We start from the raw sequence: 19,580 nt of genomic DNA, 5'->3' as shown, positions 1-19,580 counted from the left end.
GATCAGGGATTGTTTAAGGTGGTTCTTGGCCTAATGGTTGCCGCCTTTACGGTATCGGCAGATTTTGTCTGACGGGTTGTGTGCGGCACTTTGTTCATTCGCTGAAGGGCCAGTTTCTGTTGAACATTTATTCTTTTCAAGACCTCTACCTCGCCTAGCCCCTGTTTTTTTAATTTACTTTGCAGGCTCGACGTAAGCACAGCGTCCAATTGCCCATTCCGTTGTTCAAGCAACTCTTTTAGTTTCTGCTGCCTTAGGAAAGGTTTCGTAACGGTATCTCGCATCAGGGTCCGAATTTCCTCGTTCTTATAGTTATAGGCTGCCGAGAGCCTTTTGGCAAGGTCAATGTCGATCCCAAGCTTGTTAAATAGCATCCTTGTGCCTTTATCTGACTGAGCTGTGGTTGATGGCGTACTTTGTGCACGGCAGAATGTAATGCTCGCACACATCAGCATCATTAAGACAAGAGATTTGCCGAATGGGGTGTTTATGGATGTCATTGCAGGGTCGGTTTAGGGGTGTAGTTGCTGCCAGTTTGCGCCAGTAGCGTATAGGTGTAGGTGATGTAGCCGTAGTGGTATGTGCCTCCATCATTCCATGACTCGCTATAGGACTGGTACAGGTTTCCGATGGAATAGGACGAGGATCCAGCTGGCACGGTATATTGTGAATTGGACGTACTCGTAGTTGACGAGCCATCGTAGTTGTTGTCATTCGTAGCAGATACGGCAATGGCTGTTGCGGCAGGAAGTGTATATGGCGCGGTACAACTTGGATCGCTGTAGAATTTAACAATTACATCTCCGGTAGTCCAGTTAATGTCGCCATTGGGCGTAATGGAACTCATATTCTGGTAATTGCTGATCTCTATTCTGGCATATACGTGTGTTTCTGGCGTGTTCACCGTAAAACAGTTGACCTGTTGGCCGAGATAATTATAGCAGAAGGCCTTGAGCAGGTTGCGTTTTCCGTCCCTGATGTACTGCAACCTGTTCAGCTTATCGTATTCATAATGTTGGGCCATGTTTTTGCCATCCAGCTGGCTTGTGATGCCGACTAATGGATCATAGGTAAAAGTGGTCATGTCTGCTTCGGAGGGAAAGATACGCAGGTCATCGAACCAAACTGTACCCGTACTGTTGTTGTCCAGCCTCAGGTTAAGAAAGGCCACGTCTGCCGGAACCATTACGTCGCCCTCCAGCAGCACCCAACTGCCAACCTGGTAAGTGACCTTACTATCTATATAGCTAAAATAGCCGGTTTCATTGGCGCGTTTCATGAACAGAAACAACTCTGCACTGGGGCCGTCACTGTATACCCAACCAGAGTAATGGAAACGTTTGGGCTGGTTGTTCAGGTCTACGGATAGCCAACTGTTACTGTGGTAGACAAGCTCGCCGGAATTTCCATTCACGATTTTTCCAGAATAACGGCCTGTATTCGCAAAATTGGCGGCCAGGGAGACCCCGGTCGGGAAACCTGTTCCTTCCTCAAAATTATTGCTGTAGACTTCGTTAACCTTTGCTCCATCAACACGTGCAACAGGCAGGCTTTTATTATAGCTCCATATATAGACGGTGGGAGATCCATTTGACTTCGAAACGGCGGTGAGGTTGCCCTCTTCGTCATAATGCTGGTATTGCAGCCGCGGATCATAATTGCCTCCGGCCTTCCTGGTTGAGACAAGGACGGGATAGATCTTGTTGGTGGCATTACTGGTTGGCGATCCGCCATCCCAAAAACTAAAATCTGTCTTGGTTGATTGCAAAAAATCTGAAGTACTGTTCTTGTAATCCAATTTTTCCACTACTGGACTGAGCAGGTGGTTTACATTCACCATGTTCGCATAGGGTTGTTGGCCAGAAAAATCGGCAGGGTACCTATAAACGCTGATCTGTTGATCACCATGACTATCTAAAACCGTTTGCTGGCTGAGGGCAAGGTTGCTCTGGTTATAGGCAAGATCCGTAGAGGTATATGTATAATTATTTTCATTCTGGGGATCGAAGGTATATTTCTTCGAATTGGTCAGTAAGGAAACTTCCTGATAGGCCTTGGTATCCCTAACATCAATTGTCAATTTGTGTTCGTTGAATATGACGCTACAATCCAGGAGGCCGCCACCACCACACCATATACCATTATAATAATCGGGCGTATTGTAAATGCCTGTCCTGGTCAATTTGATTCCGGTATTATAGTTTGTACTAAAAAGTGTAGAATAGGCATTCAATTCCTTTTCAATCGGATGGTATGCACTTCCGTCAAACGAATAGATCGTTTTGGACATCAATTTCGGGGTGTAATTGCCCTTGTCGTAATGGAACGGGTGGCAGTATCTTGGGAAAGGAAACTCATGGTCTTCAGGATTGTTGGTATGGAAACCTGCCGGTGTGTAGGGGTCTTCATAGGTGAATACGGTTTTCCCCGCATGCTGGCTCTCAGTACCGTTAAATTCCGTGACCTTTTTGTACATGATGGGCATGCCAGGTGCCACCTCGAGAGGAACGAAAGGCGAGGAATAGACAACGTCCCTGAAGTAAGTGATCCTGCAACCATTTTGCCGGTCGAAATAATGTTGATTGACCTTAAAGTGCACCTCGGTGATCGGTTCGGCCACCGGCTCTTCATACAGATAGGTTTTCACGTTTGCAATGTCGTTGTTATCGTTCAGGTAATTGGTGATCCTCTTTACCCTAAAGCCACCTATAACCGCATTCTGAACGGATTTATAGGTATAGATGTTAAGCCCTGGAGAGTGCCTTTCAAATTCGAACTTGGTATGTCCACCAGTTGGATATCTAATCTCTCTTAGCATACATGCCTTCGCAAAATAACCGGAAGCATCGGGATCCCGATCGCCCCCATACGCCTGTTTATCGTAAACATTTGATATAAAATCTTGCTCTACCAGACTGGTGGCATTGCTTCCATTGTAGTAGCCCCAGAAATCCTCGTTATACCTCCTGGCCGACATTTTTTCGGGATATCCCGGCAGCACCTGGCTTTCGTAGGCAAATGAGTAGGTTTGCTGCAGTTCATTATCGCTTGTTCCAAAAACTACCTTCTCCAGTCCAAGCCTTTTGTCCTCGGCAGTTGTTCCGAAATACCTGGCAACAAAATCGATGTTTCGGATCACGTTCTCAGGAGTGGCAAGTGGCGAGACCGTGACTTTTGTTAGGCGTTTCAGATCCGAAAAATCCTCCCTGGTGCTATAGTAGAACTTAACGATCGCATCCTTGCTGACAATTGATTCGAGCATCGGTGTTTTGAACACCGGATTTTGGGAAATGGGCTCCGAATACGTGGAGGGGTACGGATTACCATTATTGCAGTCTCCAGGATTCGTTGGAGATGAGGAACTCATGTAAACACCGGAATAACTGTGGATTGTTGCATTTTGAGCTTGCAGGAAATAGTTGAACGTGATCTTCTCGGCGCCATCTGCGGAGATGATCTCGGCCAGGAACCACTCCGAACAGGTAACCGGCATGTTAGATATATACGCCTTGAAAACGTACAATGTCCCGTTATCGTCGGTAATCTCAAAACGGTCTATCTTCTTGTCGGGATTGGCACCACTTACAAATTTTTTGATCTTATAGGGTTTATAGGGAAGGGTCACGATACTATTTTCATCGTTGATGATGTTATTAAAATTATACCTGAATATCCCAGAAGAACCGTTCGGCAACTTATAGAAATACCGATCACTCATGTAATCCTGCTCGTTATCAAAACGTTGCTGGAGAAAGTATTCCATATCGGTGATCCCCTCGAAGGTGCCAGAATTATATAAATAGTAATAGGGATCGTTAAATGCGTTGAGAATACCCTGCGCACTGTTATAGGTACGGGTGCTGGCCTGTGCCTCATCCCTAATCCCCTCCACAGTGCGCGAAACCAGTCCGCCACAATTCAATGCCCATCCCAGGCCAACCTCAGAAGCAATATCTAACACCTTGATGCCAGAGGCATGGTATGAAATTGAAATGGGAACATTGAGCTGTTTGCCCGCAATGGTATAGATGGGGATCTCGATACTGGGTACGCCCGTGCTGTAATCAACGGGAATTTCACCATAGCGCATAAAGGTCTGGGCTACCGGCGAGGCCGGAATAATTTTGGGGAGTTCGGTCTGGGCAACCGTGATTAAACAGGGCAGTAAAAACACAAACGTCATTAGCTGACGGATGCCATTTCGGAGCGTGTATTTCATAAAATTTACAAAAAAAGTATTTATAGTCGTATAAGAATGGGTCTACTATGCAGCAATCGCTTTTAAATTGTTGCAGGCTACTGGTTACGAGGCCCGGATTCTTCCAAAAATCTTCGAAGTCAAGATGTAAACCAAGCATCAATAATCAACTCAGCAAAATAAACGTGATATTAGATCATCTACAGCCCCTCTGCTTTTTAAAAGCGATTTCCTGCCTACTATAAAAGGCAGGAGTCTGTTGATGAAATTGTTACGTAAATGAAGAACAACACCACGCCGAGCCTGATTAAGGCCAGCCTAGGCTAAGAAGGACAGATCTAGCCTGCCCGTGAATGTGATGGGGGGGCTTAGCTGATGAAGCTGGTAACCAACCAAAAGATATTTCAGGAGAAAAGAGTCGAAAATTTTCATGAGCGTGAATTTACCACAAGATAAAAAAATTTTTATTTTTCAAGAATTATTTTTCAAAATTCCTGAATTTCGAATATAGGTGATTTCGAGGTAATTATGGATTTAGGCAATACAATTAAAGAGATAAGAAAGCAAAGGGTATTAGACAAAATGCCTTTGCGGATTTATGCAACATATCCCAAACTTATTTGTCACAGATAGAGAATAACATTAAAGAACCTAATATTTCAACACTAAAGTAAATCTCTGCAAAATTACAGGTTTGCATGGTTCATACCAATGTGAATATACCAGGAGGTGTTCTTCATGATGCTTTTGCAGAAGTATTAAAAGGGCTTAGTCTGCGTAAACACCAAATAGATATATCATTGAAGCTTCAAAGGTGATGCTCAAAGAACCCATTAAGATGAAAAATGAGAGACATGCCCAAAAGCTTAAGGAGCTAAACCAAATCAACGAAAAAAATCTATAAGCTGGAAGAGCGTTTCCTAAATGATGAAATTGAAAATTCCACATATCAGACGTGGTTCAAAAGCTACAGCATGAGAAACGTCTGGTAGAGGCGGTATTGACTGGAGATGACAAACCAAGAATAAAATCGGACAAGGATATAGTTGAACGTTTATTGCCACGTCTGGAGAATCTTTTTCTATTGTATGACAAGGGAAACGTTACTCAAAAGCACACTTTAATCAGAGGTTTGTTCAAAGATAGTCTGCTATGGGGTCACGGTTCATTTAGAACAAAATATCCGGACAGAACCTTTCATGATAACCCACTGAAAATTAACAATAAAGGGTTGCTTTTAATGAGCAACCCTTTAAAAAATCAGAACTTAATCTGGTTAGTACCCAAGAGGAGATTCGAACTCCCACACCCATACAGGCGCCAGCCCCTCAAGCTGGTGCGTCTACCAATTTCGCCACCTGGGTTTGAAGAATTGCAAATATATAAATTAACCGTAGTGCGCTGCAACATTCATAAAATATTTTTTGAACTTAAATTCCGGGAAGCAAATCTGAACATGGTAAACCAGATACAGTAACATCAAAATCAATTATAAACAAATAGCAGTAACACGAATTCTATTGTTAAACTTATTCCTACAGGCCAGACATAAAAGCTTAACTGTTACGAGGGACTTTCGACGCACTTAGGACGGAGTTTCGTCGGACTTATGACAATTGTACCCGAATAAAAGCCAAAATAAATCAGAAGCAAATACGACTTATTTGTTTATTAATGAGCTATTTACTATATTGTATAAGCTAAATTAATGCAATCATGGGAAAAATAGAAAACGGAATTAACGGCGGCTTCACCGGGCCGGTGGGCGCCGTGACGGGTTATTACCTGAATGGGAAATGGGTTATCAGGAGCAAACGCAGAAAATCCATAAAAAACAAAACCGGTAGTGCTGATCAAAAGGCCTGCAGATCCCGTTTTACCATGATGCAGACCTTCTTAAGTCCTATTGTTGGTTTTATCAGGATTGGTTTTAACCTGGAGTCGAAAAATCGCATGATGACCGCCCATAATGTTGCAAAATCCTATAACATGCTGAATGCCCAGAATGCCGCCGGCGAAATCGACTATGCCGCTGTGCGTTTGAGCTTTGGAAACCTCACCGGCGCGGAGGGGGTTAAGCTGGAACACGACGATATGGGTGTAAATTTCAGCTGGACGGATAATGCTAACGGCGATTACACCAGGAAACATGACCAGGTGATGTTAATGGTTTATGATGTGGACAACAAAACGGCCATCTTTGAAACAGGTGGTGCCAGGCGGTTAAAAGAAAGGGAAAGCCTGGAAATTCCTTCCTTTTATAAAGGAAATACATTTCACACCTGGATGGCTTTCATTGCAGACGACAGAATGGGGATATCTGAGAGTACGTATTGCGGCAGTTTCGTTTTTTAATCACAAATGAATGAAGCTTTTACATTAAATAACGCTAACATTCGAAACTAAGCCCATCGCAAGCCAACCTGATGTTCTCTGGCAAGTCTTTTTCAACATCGGCATGTTTACCCAAACTATGGCTGATGTGCGTAAGATAGGTGGTTTGGGCACCTACCCTTTCTGCAAAGGCAATGGCTTCGGCCAAGGTAAAATGCGAAATATGTGGTTCTTTCTGCAAAGCATTAATGACCAATATTTTTGTTCCCTTTATTTTTTCAAAACTTTGCTCCGATATGGTTTTAGCATCAGTAATGTAGGTAAAGTCGCCAATCCGGTAGCCGGTAATCGGCAATAAATGGTGCATTACCTCAAATGGAATGATGGTGCTTTCGCCAATTTTAAAATCTTCGCCATTGGTTACGGTATGTAAATTAATCTGCGGTAAACCATGGTATTTGGTTTCGGCAAAGATGTAATAAAACTCTCTTTTTAATGCTGTTTGTACCCTTTCGGTAGCATAAACATCGATTACCTTATGGAGCAGGTAATTAAACGGCCTGATATCGTCTAAACCTGCAATATGATCTTTGTGTTCGTGCGTAAACAGAACGGCATCCAGGTCTTTTACCTTTTCGCGCAAAAGCTGGTAACGGAAATCAGGGCCGCTATCTACTACAATGGTTTTATCAGCAGTTTCTATTAAAATAGATGTTCTTAAGCGGTTGTCTCGCTGATCTGAAGACCTGCAAACTTCGCAATTACAAGCAATTACAGGAACGCCTTGTGATGTACCTGTGCCTAAAAAAGTAACTTTCATCTGCTTAAAATTTCCTTTCTGTTGATGTAATTGTAGTTTTTTATCTCCATTAAAATAATTCGGTTTGTTGTAAAGATTGATAAAATTGTCTTTGTTTCTCATCCAATAGGTTTTCCTCCGCATTGGTCTGTTTTACCAATGTAACCAATGCGGCAATTTTTCCTTCCAGATTTGAAAACTTATTGACTACAACAACCTTATTGTGTTCGAGCAGGCAAGAACCCGTTTTAAAGTTCCCTTTCTCATAACGTACCTTATACCCCATTGCAAAAAGCAGGGCTTCTAATTTCTCTAAAGTATGGTTTGTTAGTGGCAATGACATTGGAAACAAACTTAGATAAATCTGCGCAGCATTCATAAAGACAGCGGTAAAAAAAATGTAGCGTAATGTTCATTTCTAAAACATCTAGAAAATTAGCATGCTATTCGCAATCGATCACGAAAGCCCTCGCCGACTCATTCCTATAAATGAAATATTCCAAAATCGGCGTCATCTCGACCGGAGCAACGCGCAGTGGAGAGATCTTTGAACTGGATTAAAAGATCTCTCCGCTACGGAGATGACGATTCATTGTAAGCCTGTCATCCAGATCCTCGAAACCCACTGTCTCTTGGAAGGCCCCAAGCCACTTAAACCCGACAGCAGCGACAGCGCCCGATTCTTCATCGGGCCTATAGCGAATGGCGGGACTGGTGTAACCTAAGAATTACTGCATATGCTTTTCGAAAAGCAGTACATAATCTACGATACATCCAAAACCCTGACTGCAATAGAACAAAAAAGGTTCAGCTGTTTCCAGCTGAACCTTTTTACGGGGAGAGCAATTCTTAATAAATTCGGTTAAAAAGCCCTTTTACATTACCAGAGCCACCGCTGCCAGTGGTAGTGATATGGCCCATGTTCCCATTTCCGTCATAACCGCTTCCTTTGTTGTTATTGGATTTGCAATTGGTAACGGTATGCGGCACATTTTGTCCGGCACTACCCAGCTTAAAACCATTTCCATCACCATTTGTACCATAACCATTATTGGTGGCGGTGCAATTGTTAATCACCACGGTATAAGGTTGTCCATATAAATCCCAGCCATCATCAGAATTGTGGTAAGCATTACACGAGTTAAAACTATTACCTGCACCGGCTGATAATTTACAGGCATAACCATCTGCATTTTCACCACCGTTGGCCACGTCATAATTATCATAAGAAGTAGAATTATTGATGCTGTTGTGGTGACCGCCGTTATAAATCTGAAGTCCGGAATCCTTATTTCCATGAGTAGTTACATTATTGACATAATTATAGCCACCTGTCTGGAAAACAATCCCGCAGTCGGGTGCATTTCTGATGGTCATATTGGTAATATTCCAGTAACTTCCATTTACTTTTACACCCCAGTTGGCACCAGAAATACCTGAACAATCCAATATACCGCCTGTAAAATTAATTTTAGAACCGGATGTACCGCTTTTAAGTAACTGAAGGGTGCTGGTGAGGTAAATGGTACCGCTCACGGTGATCACATCGCCTGGTTGCGCGTTTGATATAGCAGCTTTTAAAGCAGCTTCAGTAGTTACAGTAGCACTTAGGGCCGCAGCTACCAGTCCTAGTTTGTTTGGCTGAACGATGGATTGACCACCTGCAGCATCAGCCATTGTAGTGTTGTCTTTCTTGCATCCGAACAATGCAATAGCCATCCCGAGTACGAGAATACCTGAATTTTTTTTCATGATTGTAGATTTATATTTGGTTATTAATTAGCATGAAATTAGTAATATAACTACAAAAACGTATCATAAATCATATATATCTATGCAATCGTTCCCGTAACTAAAAACGAAATAAAATTACAAACATCCATCTCTTGCTTGTACGCATTACTTGTAACCTGAGTTCGATTAATATTTGAATCATAGTTAGTGTTACAGCAGCTTTACCTCACGCGATCGTCATGCTGAATTTATTTTATTAGCAGTTTTTATTGTTTTAAAGGCCTAATAGCTACTTCGTGGTCAGCATCTTTCATGCTTTTAAGACCCTGAAATGAATCCGATAGCTATCAGATCAGGGTGACGACACTAATACTAAAATACCTAAAGAATAGCTCTAAAAGCCACGTTATTTATCGAACTCAAGTTTGTAAATCACAAAAAAGTAAACAAAGGGGCATATAAAAGAAAAAGCGACTTAACCAGGATATCTCCTGATTAAATCGCTTTTTTATCGATAGCGCTAAAATCTTGCGCTGCCTGCTAAATCTGTTACCTCAAATCTACCACTTCAACACCAGGATATTTTTTGGCATCGAAAGCAAAAGTAGTTTCTGGTATGTTTACGTTAGGCGAAAAAGTTTTCACATTGTAGGTGTATTTGTTTCCGTTTTTATCAAACAACACCACGTTTGCAATTTGTTTAGCAGCTTTATCGATACTTAAACGCACTTTAAAAATCGATTTTTTAGCATCAACCGGTGTTAAATCGATCATTTGATAGGTTTTAGCACCAGCTTTTTGTTCGCCTGTATAAACGTATTTAAATCCTTTTTCGTAAACGGTGAAAATCTTAGCCGGATTAATAGCATCCCCACTATTATCTACATTGCTTACCTGCACTTCTTTGTCTTTTTTCAAATAAGTCCACTGGCTTTTACCATCGCTAAACAATTCCTGGTTAGTCATGGCTACTTTATACTTGTTAGAATTGGCTTTAACATATAAAGTACCTTGCTGGGTTTCTTTTACTTTAGCTTTTGGATTATCTAAAGTAAAGGTAAAATCTGTTTTAACTACGTTGTACGATTTGTATTTTTTACTCACTTCAGCTAAAATGGCTTTAGCTTTCGCATCAGTTTGAGCATAAGTTGAAGTTGTAAAAGCAACTACAACCATTAATGCCGAAATTAATTTCTTCATCTTTATCTTTTTTAAGTTTTTCTTTGAAACGTTAGAGTAGATTATTGTTAAATGGTTTAATCTAATCCTTGTTATCCATACCATTCAAGAATTGTTCCAAAGAATACTCATCAGGATATAAAACTTCTCTTGCTTTACTTCCTTCAAATGGGCCAACAATACCTGCAGCCTCTAACTGGTCGATAATCCGGCCGGCCCTGTTATAACCCAATTTAAGTTTACGCTGAATTAATGAAGTTGAGCCCTGCTGATGCATTACAATCAGCCTTGCTGCATCTTCAAAGAATTTATCGCGCTCGTTAGGATCAAAATCGGCTTTACTCCCCTCTCCTGCTTCATCTATATATTCTGGCAGCTGGTAAGCATCAGCATAACCGCGTTGGTTACCGATATATTCGGAAATGCGGTCTACCTCAGGTGTATCAACGAAAGCACACTGTAGCCTGATTAAGTCGCTCCCGGTAGATAAAAGCATATCACCACGCCCAATTAACTGATCGGCACCACCACTATCTAAAATGGTTCTCGAATCGATTTTCGACAATACCCTAAAAGCCAGCCTGGCCGGGAAGTTGGCTTTAATGGTACCGGTTATAATATTTACCGATGGCCGCTGAGTAGCCAGAACCAAATGGATTCCGATTGCCCTCGCCAATTGTGCCAAACGTGCAATTGGTGCTTCCACCTCTTTACCTGCCGTCATCATTAAATCGGCAAACTCATCTACCACTAAAACAATGAAAGGTAAAAAGCGGTGACCGTTATTTGGATTAAGTTTACGTTTAACAAACTTATCGTTGTACTCTTTTAAATTCCTAACCTGTGCATCTTTCAATAAATCATAACGCTGATCCATTTCGATACAAAGTGAGTTTAACGTATTCACTACTTTTTTGGTATCGGTAATAATGGCATCAGCCTCTCCAGGTAGTTTTGCCAAAAAGTGTCTTTCAATTCTATTGAATAAGGTTAACTCTACTTTTTTAGGATCGACCAGTACAAATTTAAGTTGTGCAGGGTGTTTTTTAAAGAGCAGCGAAACCAGGATGGCGTTAATACCTACTGATTTACCCTGACCAGTTGCCCCTGCTACCAACAAGTGAGGCATTTTAGCCAGGTCGGCAATATATACCTCATTGCTAATGGTTTTACCTAAGGCAATAGGCAAATCCATAGTGGTTTGACTCCATTTTTCGGTATTTAATATACTCCGCATGGGCACCATTTCCGGGTGTTGATTCGGCACTTCAATACCGATGGTACCTTTACCAGGCATTGGCGCTATAATACGGATCCCCAGGGCAGCTAACGAAAGTGCAATGTCATCCTCCAGGTTTTTAATTTTCGAAATCCTAACGCCTGGGGCTGGAATAATTTCGTAAAGGGTAACCGTTGGGCCAATGGTTGCCTTAATCTTATCAATTTCAATATTGTAATGATTAAGTGTTTCTACAATTTTATTTTTGTTGGCTTCCAGTTCTTCAGCATTTACCGAAATTTTATTGGTGCCATAATTTTCTAACAAATCAATTGTTGGATATTTATAACCAGATAAATCCAGTTTTTCATCATAATTGCCAAACTGCTCAACCAGGTCATCCGATTTTTTTTCTTCTTCGGTTTTTTCGATTGTAAAAGCGGGTTCCTTTTCTACTTCAATGGGCGGCTCTACCACTAAAGGCAGTGATGAAGCTGCTGTAGTAGCCAATGGCAAATTAGCAGCCAATGGAGATAATACCACAGGTTTTACAGTTTCTTCCTCTTCTTTTTCCTCGAAACGGCTTGGCTGTAATACCACGTTTTGTTGTTTACGTTCGTTACCTACTGTTTTATCGCGTACCGGAAATTCAATAGGTGCTGAAGGTTCTTCGAAAGTTTTGTTTTTTACAGCTTGCGTTCTAATGTCGTTTACATAATCTGGTGTATCGTTATCGAGGTAAACTTCTTTCGCTTTACGCTCAGGAAATTTAAAATCGATGTTATACGCAATGATTAATATGGTTAACCCGGCAAAAGCAATTAATCCGGCAACACCGGCAGCGCCAATTTGGGCCCCTAGTAATTTATTGCTCCAGTAGCCAAACTCACCTTCTAAATAATGTGGCGATTCTGACCAGAAACTATGTGCAAAACCTAAGGTTAATGAAATAAACAGTAAAAAGAAAAAGCTGTATCCTAATGTTTTAGAGATGGAAAGGATTTTAACTTTAAATAATAAACGGTAGCCAATGATAAAAAAGGCCAAAACGAACAGGAAAGAGGCAATACCGAACCATTCGTAAATAAACTGGTGCGATAATAAAGCACCAAACTTACCTAACCAATTCTGGACTACAGGTATCGAAACGCCAGCTTCCTTTAGTTCTTCCGCGGTTTTAAAAAGGTTACTCCAACCGCCATTTGCATCAATTACATAACTCTGATCATCTTGCCAGGTAAACAGATACGAGGTAAAAGCAATTAGAAAATATAACGACAATATCACAAAAAACAGTCCTACAATTTTAACTGCACGGCCATCTGCCAAATCGAAGCTTGGCAAAAATTCTCTTTTTTCTTTCGGTTGCCTGCCTGATGATGATCTACCGGGTGCACTTTCTGCACCTTTATCTCTGAATGTATTGGTTTTAAACTGGTTACCCCTTACCGACATTTTCTATCCTAAATAATTTAATATTGAACAAACTTAGATAAAACTGCGCAGCATTAACGAAAGCCTGACAAAAAAAATAATCACAAATTGCAACCATTATGGCTACAAGCTTTCTGCCATGCTCTTCTTTTTAAAACAACGCAATTAAACCAAAGTAAATATATCCTTATATCTTATGTTTAATCTGCCTTAAATTAAATAAAAATATTCATCAGGCATTAAACCTTAAACAGAAATTATTGTCTATTATTTTAACAACACAAAAGTTGTGACGTTTTTATCAAATGAAGCGGATTTTGTTTTAGGTTTTATCCCGTTTTACCTGGAGAGGTTAAACGGGATTTTTTTATTTACAGATCTTACAGGTTTAACTCGTCGTTTAATTTAATTTTAAAGGTTTCGTTGAGGGCTGAAGCCTTTTAAAAACCTGGAAGGTCTCGGATATTAGCTGACTTAGATAATTATATTATTTTGAAATGCAGGGTTCTGTGCACTTCGGTTGTGACTGTCCTGCTATCACTTCAAGTCCTCACTCGTACCTCGTTCCGGGCTTTTCGTTCTATCAGGTTTATTTAACCTGAGTCTGTTGTTCTTAGGGCTTTAGACTCATGATCAAGACCTCGCAGGTTTTTAAAACCTGCGAGGTCTATAGAAAGTTAACGCCCAAATCAGTTAGTTATTGATTTTTTGGCAGATGGCCTTTTTTAAAACCTGCGAGGTCTAACCTTTGCTAATTTGCTGCACACTATATATATTTAGACATTAAAGTTTACAATTCCTTAATTTTCGTTAATTTAAAGCGATTTTTAAAACAATATGATGGGTATAACGCAACTCGAACAACAAATTGAGGCTGGAAATTTACAAGCAGTAAAAGAAATTTTAATTGAAAATCCAAAATTGGCAAATGTTGATACTTCCCATCACATTTCGCCGCTATTATTGGCTTGTTATTACAAAAAACAAGAAATAGCTGATCTGATTGCTGAGTTTTTAGATCAATTAACCCTGTTTGAGGCCTGTGCCGTTGGTAAATTCGATGCGGCTACGCTACTGATTTTTCAAAACCCTGCCAGTATCAATGAATTTTCTGAAGATGGTTTTACACCACTTGGTTTAGCCTGCTATTTCGGACATGAAGAATTGGCCCGCTTTCTAGTCTTAAAAGGTGCTGAAGTTAACCTGGCATCAAAAAATGGCTTCAATGTATTCCCAATCCACTCGGCAGTTGCAGCCAATAATTTTAATATTACTAAAATGCTGTTAGATGCGGGTGCATACCCGAATGTTTGTCAGAAAGCAGGTTTAGCCCCTTTACACACTGCCGCGCAACTCGGAAATATTGAATTGATTATTTTATTGTTAGAACACGGCGCAGAAGTTTCTTTACGCATGGAAGGCGGAAAACTCCCTGCAGATTTAGCCGCAGAAAAGGGCTTTAATGAAATTGCAGCGATTTTAAGAGATGATGATTAGTTCAGTTCACTGTTTGTAGTTTACAATTTTCAGTTGATTTAACTGAAAACTGCCAATTGAAAACTGCCAACTGAAATCATTCCCAGATCCGCAGTCGCATCCTTTTCATATACGTCCTGATATCGAGCACGACAGCAGCTAAAAAATAGAATAGTATAGGAAAACCTACCGCCAAAAATGACGAATAAATAAAAAACAGTCGCACTTTAGCAGTACTCATATTCAGCTTATTGGCCAAATAAGTAGAAACACCAAAACTCTGCTGTTCAAAATAAGTGATAATTCTCTGGAACATTTTAAGCTTATTTTAAAAATCTTAATCGCACTGCACAAAATAAAAACTATCCAAAACCGAAACCATCATTTGATTTCAGAATCTAATTTAGGAAAATTAATTGGTTAAATTTTAATGGCAAACCAAAACGCATTTATTCCAAAATTAATTTTTCGAAATCCTGTTTATCTTCATGTTTTATAAAAAGCGTTTGTTGTTCTTCCAATCCCGAAAACTTTTCGATCAATTCTGCCTTAAATTGATGGATATCGACATCTCTGTTTAAAATAACAGTTAAGGCATCGGCATTACCCCTAACCTCAATAATTTGACCAGGGTATAGTTCTTTTAGCTCGTGTGGAAATTCCATAATATGGAAACAGATTATAGGGTATAAAGTTTTACCGGAAAGCAGAAAAGCTTAGGCCTGTTTTAAAATTTTAATTCCAATACCACAAGATAAGCATTTTTTCTCATCGCAATATTGCTTTTTTAGCTGCAAAATTCCTTGAGAGGCAAATGCGTTCGTCATCTTCACTCCCGCTTCAGTAAATTTATCGGTAATTGCATTTTGCTCAGCAGGCAAACTTTCTAACAGTTTTATTGCCCTACTGATAAAATATTGTGTTGCCGTATGTTTTCCATAAGCAAATAAAAACAGCGCCACGGTATTTAAAAGGATATTGTCTACTGATGTTTTTCCGATCTGGATATTTACGGAAGAAGCTACCTTTTTAAAATGATAATGTGTTTTCCAGTAATCGTTTACAGGCAAATCTTCAAATAAGGTTCGCAGTTCAGCCACATCCGTTATTTCCATAATTTTAGAAAAAAGATGATTGGCTTTGGTTATTAATGCTGCAAATTGTGCCAAACGAATGGTTGGGAAATTTTGTGGACGCATGCGCATAAATTTCCACAGAGAAACATCAATGGGTGTAAGGTTATATTTCTTTTGGAGAAACTGAAATTCTGCTTTTAACTTTCGGGGGTATTCTTCTTCAAAATGATCGTTTAAAAAGCCTGCAGCACCAAAAACCAGTGCTTCTATCTGGTGTTGATTGTTTTTATGCCTGGCATAAATATGCTGTGGAACTGCCTTGGCAAATAACTCAAAAGGCAGAGCGTTTATTTTGAATCCGAAATTACGTGCCATAAAACGATAGAAAGTTTCATCCCAATTCCCGTTTAATTCGTTTAAGGTTTCTGTAACAGCATTTGTTTTCTGCTCAAAACGCTCAACCAACGTTCTTGATAAAAAAGAATCTACGATTAACTCATCTACCCTTCCTATCTGGGCAATGCAAGGGAAATCAGTTAGGGTGAGAAACAGGTTTTCGTACTTGCTGATCAGATCCTTTGAAATCCGACTTTTCAGTTCTAAAACCGGCAAAATAGTTCCATCCATCCTGGTTATTTCGGCATCATGCTGGTAAACAACATGCAGGATTACATTTTCATATGCAGGATTAACCTGGTGATTATGTTTTAGCCAATCAGAAGATTTTAAATGAATTTCTACATTCCCCGCCCAGGTGGTATTACCAATTTCGATTTTTGCATGGAAAAAATCGGGACCAGAGTTTTTATTAAGCAAGCCCGGGTTTATGATTTTCAGATTTTCGCCACGTGTGGTTTGCAGATCGTTAAAATCGAACGACCTGAACTGCCAAACGTAATGAAGAAAATCTTCCGGAAAATTCATCCTTGAAGATAATGAATTTATTCCTAAGAGTTGTAGTTTAAAATTTTTAACTTTTAATTAGGCAAGATGTCGCCCTGAATTAGTTGGTTAATTTCAATTACAAGTTTATTAAAAGAGAGATAAACAGATAATAACCATACATTTGCAACAAACAATAGAAACAACACAACAACAAACAATAGAAATAACACAACAACAAACAATATAAATAGCACAACAACAAACAATAGAAATAGCGCAACAATAGCAAAATCTAATAGCTGTTATTACATCTATTAGAAACGAAGCAAAAAAAGGATTCTAAAGCAGGAGATGTTAATGCATCAGGCATTAATAAACTGATCAGAACACTAACAGGACAAATTAAAAGGCAATGGCGACACCAAAGGAAAAATTTGCAGAAGCATTACTAACACTAAAAAAACTTCAAGAAGAAGGCGCTGAAGGAATCCATACAGATGAAATCCCAAGCCGTTCCCAACGGGAGATTCTGTTAAATAATGGCTTTATAAAAGAAGTCTCTAAAGGCTGGTATATCTCATCCAACCCTTCAGAAGCTCCTGGGGATACAACATCCTGGTACAGTTGTTATTGGGATTTCTGTGCCAAATTCATTCGGCACAAGTATAAAGAAAACTGGTGCCTTTCTGCAGATCAGTCGCTCATGTTACATGCAGGCAATTGGACAGTACCGACACAACTGCATCTGCGCTCACCAAAAGCAAACAACAGCCCCATTTCCTTACCCCATCAAACCTCTCTGTTCAACTACAGGGCGGAACTTCCTGCAAAGGAACTGATGGATACCATCAAGAATATCCAGGTATACAACCTACGGGCGGCATTGGTCTATAGCACAGAAGGGATGTACCGGGCAAACCCACTGGATTGCCGCATCGCCCTCGCCAGTATCAGTGATGCCTCAGAAATTTTACCTATTTTACTGGACAATGGCCATTCTACGATTGGCGGGAGATTGGCCGGTGCGTTCCGGAACATTGGAAGGGAAAGGATTGCTGACCAAATCATTGATACGATGAAGAAAGCGGGGTATGATATCAGGGAAGATGACCCCTTTCAGGAAAAATTACAAATAGCGATCAGCCCACGTGACCGATCCCCCTTTGTCAATCGCATACGATTGATGTGGCAGCAGATGAGTGAAGTCATTATGAAAGATTTCCCAAAAGCTCCCGGTGTACCAGCTGACCAGGAAGCATACATTAAAATAGTAGATGAAGTGTATCTAACAGATGCTTACCATTCGCTTTCCATCGAACGTTATAAAGTTACCCCTGAACTTATTGCTAAAGTTAGCAGTGGCGAATGGGACAAAGATAGCTCCGAACAGTACCGCCAACAAAAAGATGCCATGGCTGCAAGGGGTTATTTCCAGGCCTTTCAGGAAGTAAAAAAAACATTGGAAAAAATCCTGCAGGGAGAGAATGCCGGATTGCAGGCAGATAAAGACCATCAGAAATGGTACCGGGAACTTTTTGATCCGAGTGCTCAGGCTGGAATATTAAAAGCTTCGGATCTGGCCGGCTACCGGAGTCACCAAGTCTATATCAGTTCATCAAAGCATGTACCACTAAGTGTTGACGCCATGCGCGATGCCATGCCTGAATTATTTGAACTCTTACAGAAAGAACAACATGCCGCAGTGAGGGCTGTTCTGGGTCATTATATCTTTGTTTTTATCCATCCTTATATGGACGGCAACGGAAGAATAGGCAGGTTTTTAATGAATACCATGCTTGCCTCAGGAGGATATCCATGGACGGTGATACCGGTTGAAAAAAGGGATGAGTATATGAAATCCCTGGAAACTGCCAGCGTCACTGGTGATATCAGTATTTTCTCAAAATTTATTGCCTTCCTCGTTGCGGAAAATATGAAAGGGAAACCAGTCGCTCACCTGCCAATTAACTGAAAAGATAGAGACCATGGAATGGAAAGAAGCATTTTTACAAAAGCATTGACTGTACGAAGGACAATTTTCTAAAATCGGAGATATACATATCTTGAGCACTTCGACCCGCTTCTTAACTGTCAATAAAACAAGTTCATCATGACGTTTTGAAACGAAGTTTGGTTTTATTAAATTAGTTCTGCTTTAATCAAAATCTGCTCCATTTCCTGTTGTAGTTTTAAAGCTTCTTCCCTGGCCTTTTCGGCAAAGTCTTCTCCCTGGCTGGCATAGATAATCCCCCTTGATGAATTGATCAATAATCCGCATTGTGAGTTTAACCCATATTTACATACTTCACTTAAATCTCCACCCTGCGCACCAACCCCTGGTACTAAAAGAAAGTGATCTGGCGCCAGTTTACGTACATCGCCAAATGCCGCACCGCGTGTAGCCCCAACTACATACATCATCTGCTCAGCTGTTGCCCAGGTTTGCGAGGTTTTAATCACTTTTTCGAACAGCCTGTCTGCTCCAATTTCCTGCAATTGAAAATCGGCATGCCCCGCATTCGAGGTTAAAGCCAACAGAATTACCCATTTATCTTTAAAAGTTAAAAACGGTGTTACCGAATCGCTACCCATATAAGGTGCAACGGTAACCGAATCGAAACTCATCTCAGACGATGCAGCGTTAAAAAATGTTTCGGCATACATGGCAGAAGTATTTCCAATGTCGCCGCGTTTAGCATCAGCAATAGAAAAAATATCCTGTGGAATATACTTCCAGGTTTCAATTAAGGTTTCCCAACCTTTTTTGCCATAACATTCATAAAAAGCAGTATTGGGTTTATAAGCTACACACAAATCTTTTGTGGCATCAATAATCTGTTTATTGAATTCCAGAATCGGATTTTCGTATTTCAACAGGTGTTGTGGTATCTTATCTAACGAAGAATCTAATCCGACACATAAAAATGAACGTTTTTTTTGTATCTGCTCGAAAAGTTGTTGCTTAGTCATATATTGGCTTATTTGCTGCAAATATGAAGATTTTTAAGTTTTCTGAGCGACAAAATAATGTGCACAATAATTATTTTTATAAACATTTTAAACTTTTGCTTGCAGATTACGTTTCAAATACATACAATTGCACCATAATTTCTCAACCGTTTATCTGAATATCCCAGAAAAATTTATCAAGACTTGTTTTTTTGTACCATTTTTTGAAAGCGATTGTCGCTTTGTATTCAGCTTATAAACAATATATGAAACATTTGAGTACATCCAATAACCAAC

15 protein-coding genes and 1 tRNA gene are annotated in these 19,580 nt (G+C 40.2%); 4 read left to right on the top strand and 12 right to left on the bottom strand.

Annotation, left to right across the window (positions count from 1 at the left end; all coding sequences use genetic code 11):
* Positions 1-2: 2 nt before the first annotated feature.
* Positions 3-500 carry a hypothetical protein gene (locus tag ACUN24_RS13010; protein WP_445562856.1) on the bottom strand — a complete coding sequence of 166 codons (498 nt, stop codon included), beginning with the start codon at positions 498-500 and terminating at the stop codon, positions 3-5.
* Positions 497-4,219, bottom strand: a complete 3,723-nt coding sequence (locus tag ACUN24_RS13005) for a hypothetical protein (RefSeq protein ID WP_445562855.1) — start codon at positions 4,217-4,219, stop codon at positions 497-499. Before ACUN24_RS13005 ends, ACUN24_RS13010 begins: the two co-directional genes overlap by 4 nt.
* A 551-nt stretch (positions 4,220-4,770) precedes the next feature.
* Here ACUN24_RS13005 and ACUN24_RS13000 point away from each other — a divergent pair.
* The gene (locus ACUN24_RS13000) at positions 4,771-4,872 is read left to right on the top strand and encodes a helix-turn-helix domain-containing protein (RefSeq protein ID WP_445565138.1); all 102 of its coding nucleotides are present in this window, start codon (positions 4,771-4,773) and stop codon (positions 4,870-4,872) included.
* A 606-nt stretch (positions 4,873-5,478) separates the two neighbouring features.
* Here ACUN24_RS13000 and ACUN24_RS12995 read toward each other — a convergent pair.
* Positions 5,479-5,562: transfer RNA gene (locus tag ACUN24_RS12995), tRNA-Leu, on the bottom strand.
* A 352-nt stretch (positions 5,563-5,914) separates the two neighbouring features.
* Between ACUN24_RS12995 and ACUN24_RS12990 the strand changes: the two genes are divergently transcribed.
* Complete coding sequence (locus tag ACUN24_RS12990; RefSeq protein ID WP_445562854.1) at positions 5,915-6,553, top strand: DUF6266 family protein; 639 nt, start codon at positions 5,915-5,917, stop codon at positions 6,551-6,553.
* Between the two features lie 34 nt (positions 6,554-6,587).
* Here the strand turns inward: ACUN24_RS12990 and ACUN24_RS12985 are convergent, their stop codons facing one another.
* The 5 genes from ACUN24_RS12985 to ACUN24_RS12965 form a co-directional block, all read right to left on the bottom strand.
* Positions 6,588-7,352 (bottom strand): MBL fold metallo-hydrolase, encoded by a 765-nt coding sequence (locus ACUN24_RS12985; RefSeq protein WP_445565137.1) that lies wholly within the window; start codon positions 7,350-7,352, stop codon positions 6,588-6,590.
* A gap of 49 nt (positions 7,353-7,401) precedes the next feature.
* Positions 7,402-7,674 carry a hypothetical protein gene (locus ACUN24_RS12980; RefSeq protein WP_445562853.1) on the bottom strand — a complete coding sequence of 91 codons (273 nt, stop codon included), beginning with the start codon at positions 7,672-7,674 and terminating at the stop codon, positions 7,402-7,404.
* 506 nt (positions 7,675-8,180) lie between these two features.
* Positions 8,181-9,083, bottom strand: a complete 903-nt coding sequence (locus ACUN24_RS12975; protein ID WP_445562852.1) for a right-handed parallel beta-helix repeat-containing protein — start codon at positions 9,081-9,083, stop codon at positions 8,181-8,183.
* 531 nt (positions 9,084-9,614) lie between these two features.
* The gene (locus tag ACUN24_RS12970; RefSeq protein ID WP_193425615.1) at positions 9,615-10,265 is read right to left on the bottom strand and encodes a LolA family protein; all 651 of its coding nucleotides are present in this window, start codon (positions 10,263-10,265) and stop codon (positions 9,615-9,617) included.
* Between the two features lie 61 nt (positions 10,266-10,326).
* A complete protein-coding gene (locus tag ACUN24_RS12965; RefSeq protein WP_445562851.1) occupies positions 10,327-12,918 on the bottom strand; it encodes a DNA translocase FtsK 4TM domain-containing protein in 2,592 nt (863 codons plus the stop codon).
* 816 nt (positions 12,919-13,734) lie between these two features.
* Between ACUN24_RS12965 and ACUN24_RS12960 the strand changes: the two genes are divergently transcribed.
* A complete protein-coding gene (locus ACUN24_RS12960; protein ID WP_445562850.1) occupies positions 13,735-14,394 on the top strand; it encodes an ankyrin repeat domain-containing protein in 660 nt (219 codons plus the stop codon).
* A 76-nt stretch (positions 14,395-14,470) separates the two neighbouring features.
* Here ACUN24_RS12960 and ACUN24_RS12955 read toward each other — a convergent pair whose 3' ends face one another.
* From ACUN24_RS12955 to ACUN24_RS12945, 3 genes are all read right to left on the bottom strand, one after another.
* Positions 14,471-14,689 (bottom strand): PspC domain-containing protein, encoded by a 219-nt coding sequence (locus tag ACUN24_RS12955; protein ID WP_029277136.1) that lies wholly within the window; start codon positions 14,687-14,689, stop codon positions 14,471-14,473.
* Positions 14,690-14,822: 133 nt separating this feature from the next.
* Positions 14,823-15,038, bottom strand: a complete 216-nt coding sequence (locus ACUN24_RS12950; RefSeq protein ID WP_445562849.1) for a hypothetical protein — start codon at positions 15,036-15,038, stop codon at positions 14,823-14,825.
* Between the two features lie 51 nt (positions 15,039-15,089).
* A complete protein-coding gene (locus ACUN24_RS12945; protein ID WP_445562848.1) occupies positions 15,090-16,373 on the bottom strand; it encodes a DUF2851 family protein in 1,284 nt (427 codons plus the stop codon).
* Between the two features lie 373 nt (positions 16,374-16,746).
* On the opposite strand from ACUN24_RS12945, the gene ACUN24_RS12940 reads away from it, so the two are divergent.
* A complete protein-coding gene (locus tag ACUN24_RS12940; RefSeq protein ID WP_445562847.1) occupies positions 16,747-18,306 on the top strand; it encodes a Fic family protein in 1,560 nt (519 codons plus the stop codon).
* A gap of 167 nt (positions 18,307-18,473) precedes the next feature.
* Here the strand turns inward: ACUN24_RS12940 and pyrF are convergent, their stop codons facing one another.
* Entirely contained in the window at positions 18,474-19,304 is an 831-nt protein-coding gene (gene pyrF / locus ACUN24_RS12935; RefSeq protein WP_445562846.1) for an orotidine-5'-phosphate decarboxylase, read from the bottom strand.
* Between the last annotated feature and the right edge of the window lie 276 nt (positions 19,305-19,580).

This window comes from Pedobacter sp. WC2501 (assembly GCF_052682415.1).
The sequence above is the reverse complement of the archived record's forward strand: the minus strand, read 5'-3'. Positions and strand labels throughout refer to the sequence as shown.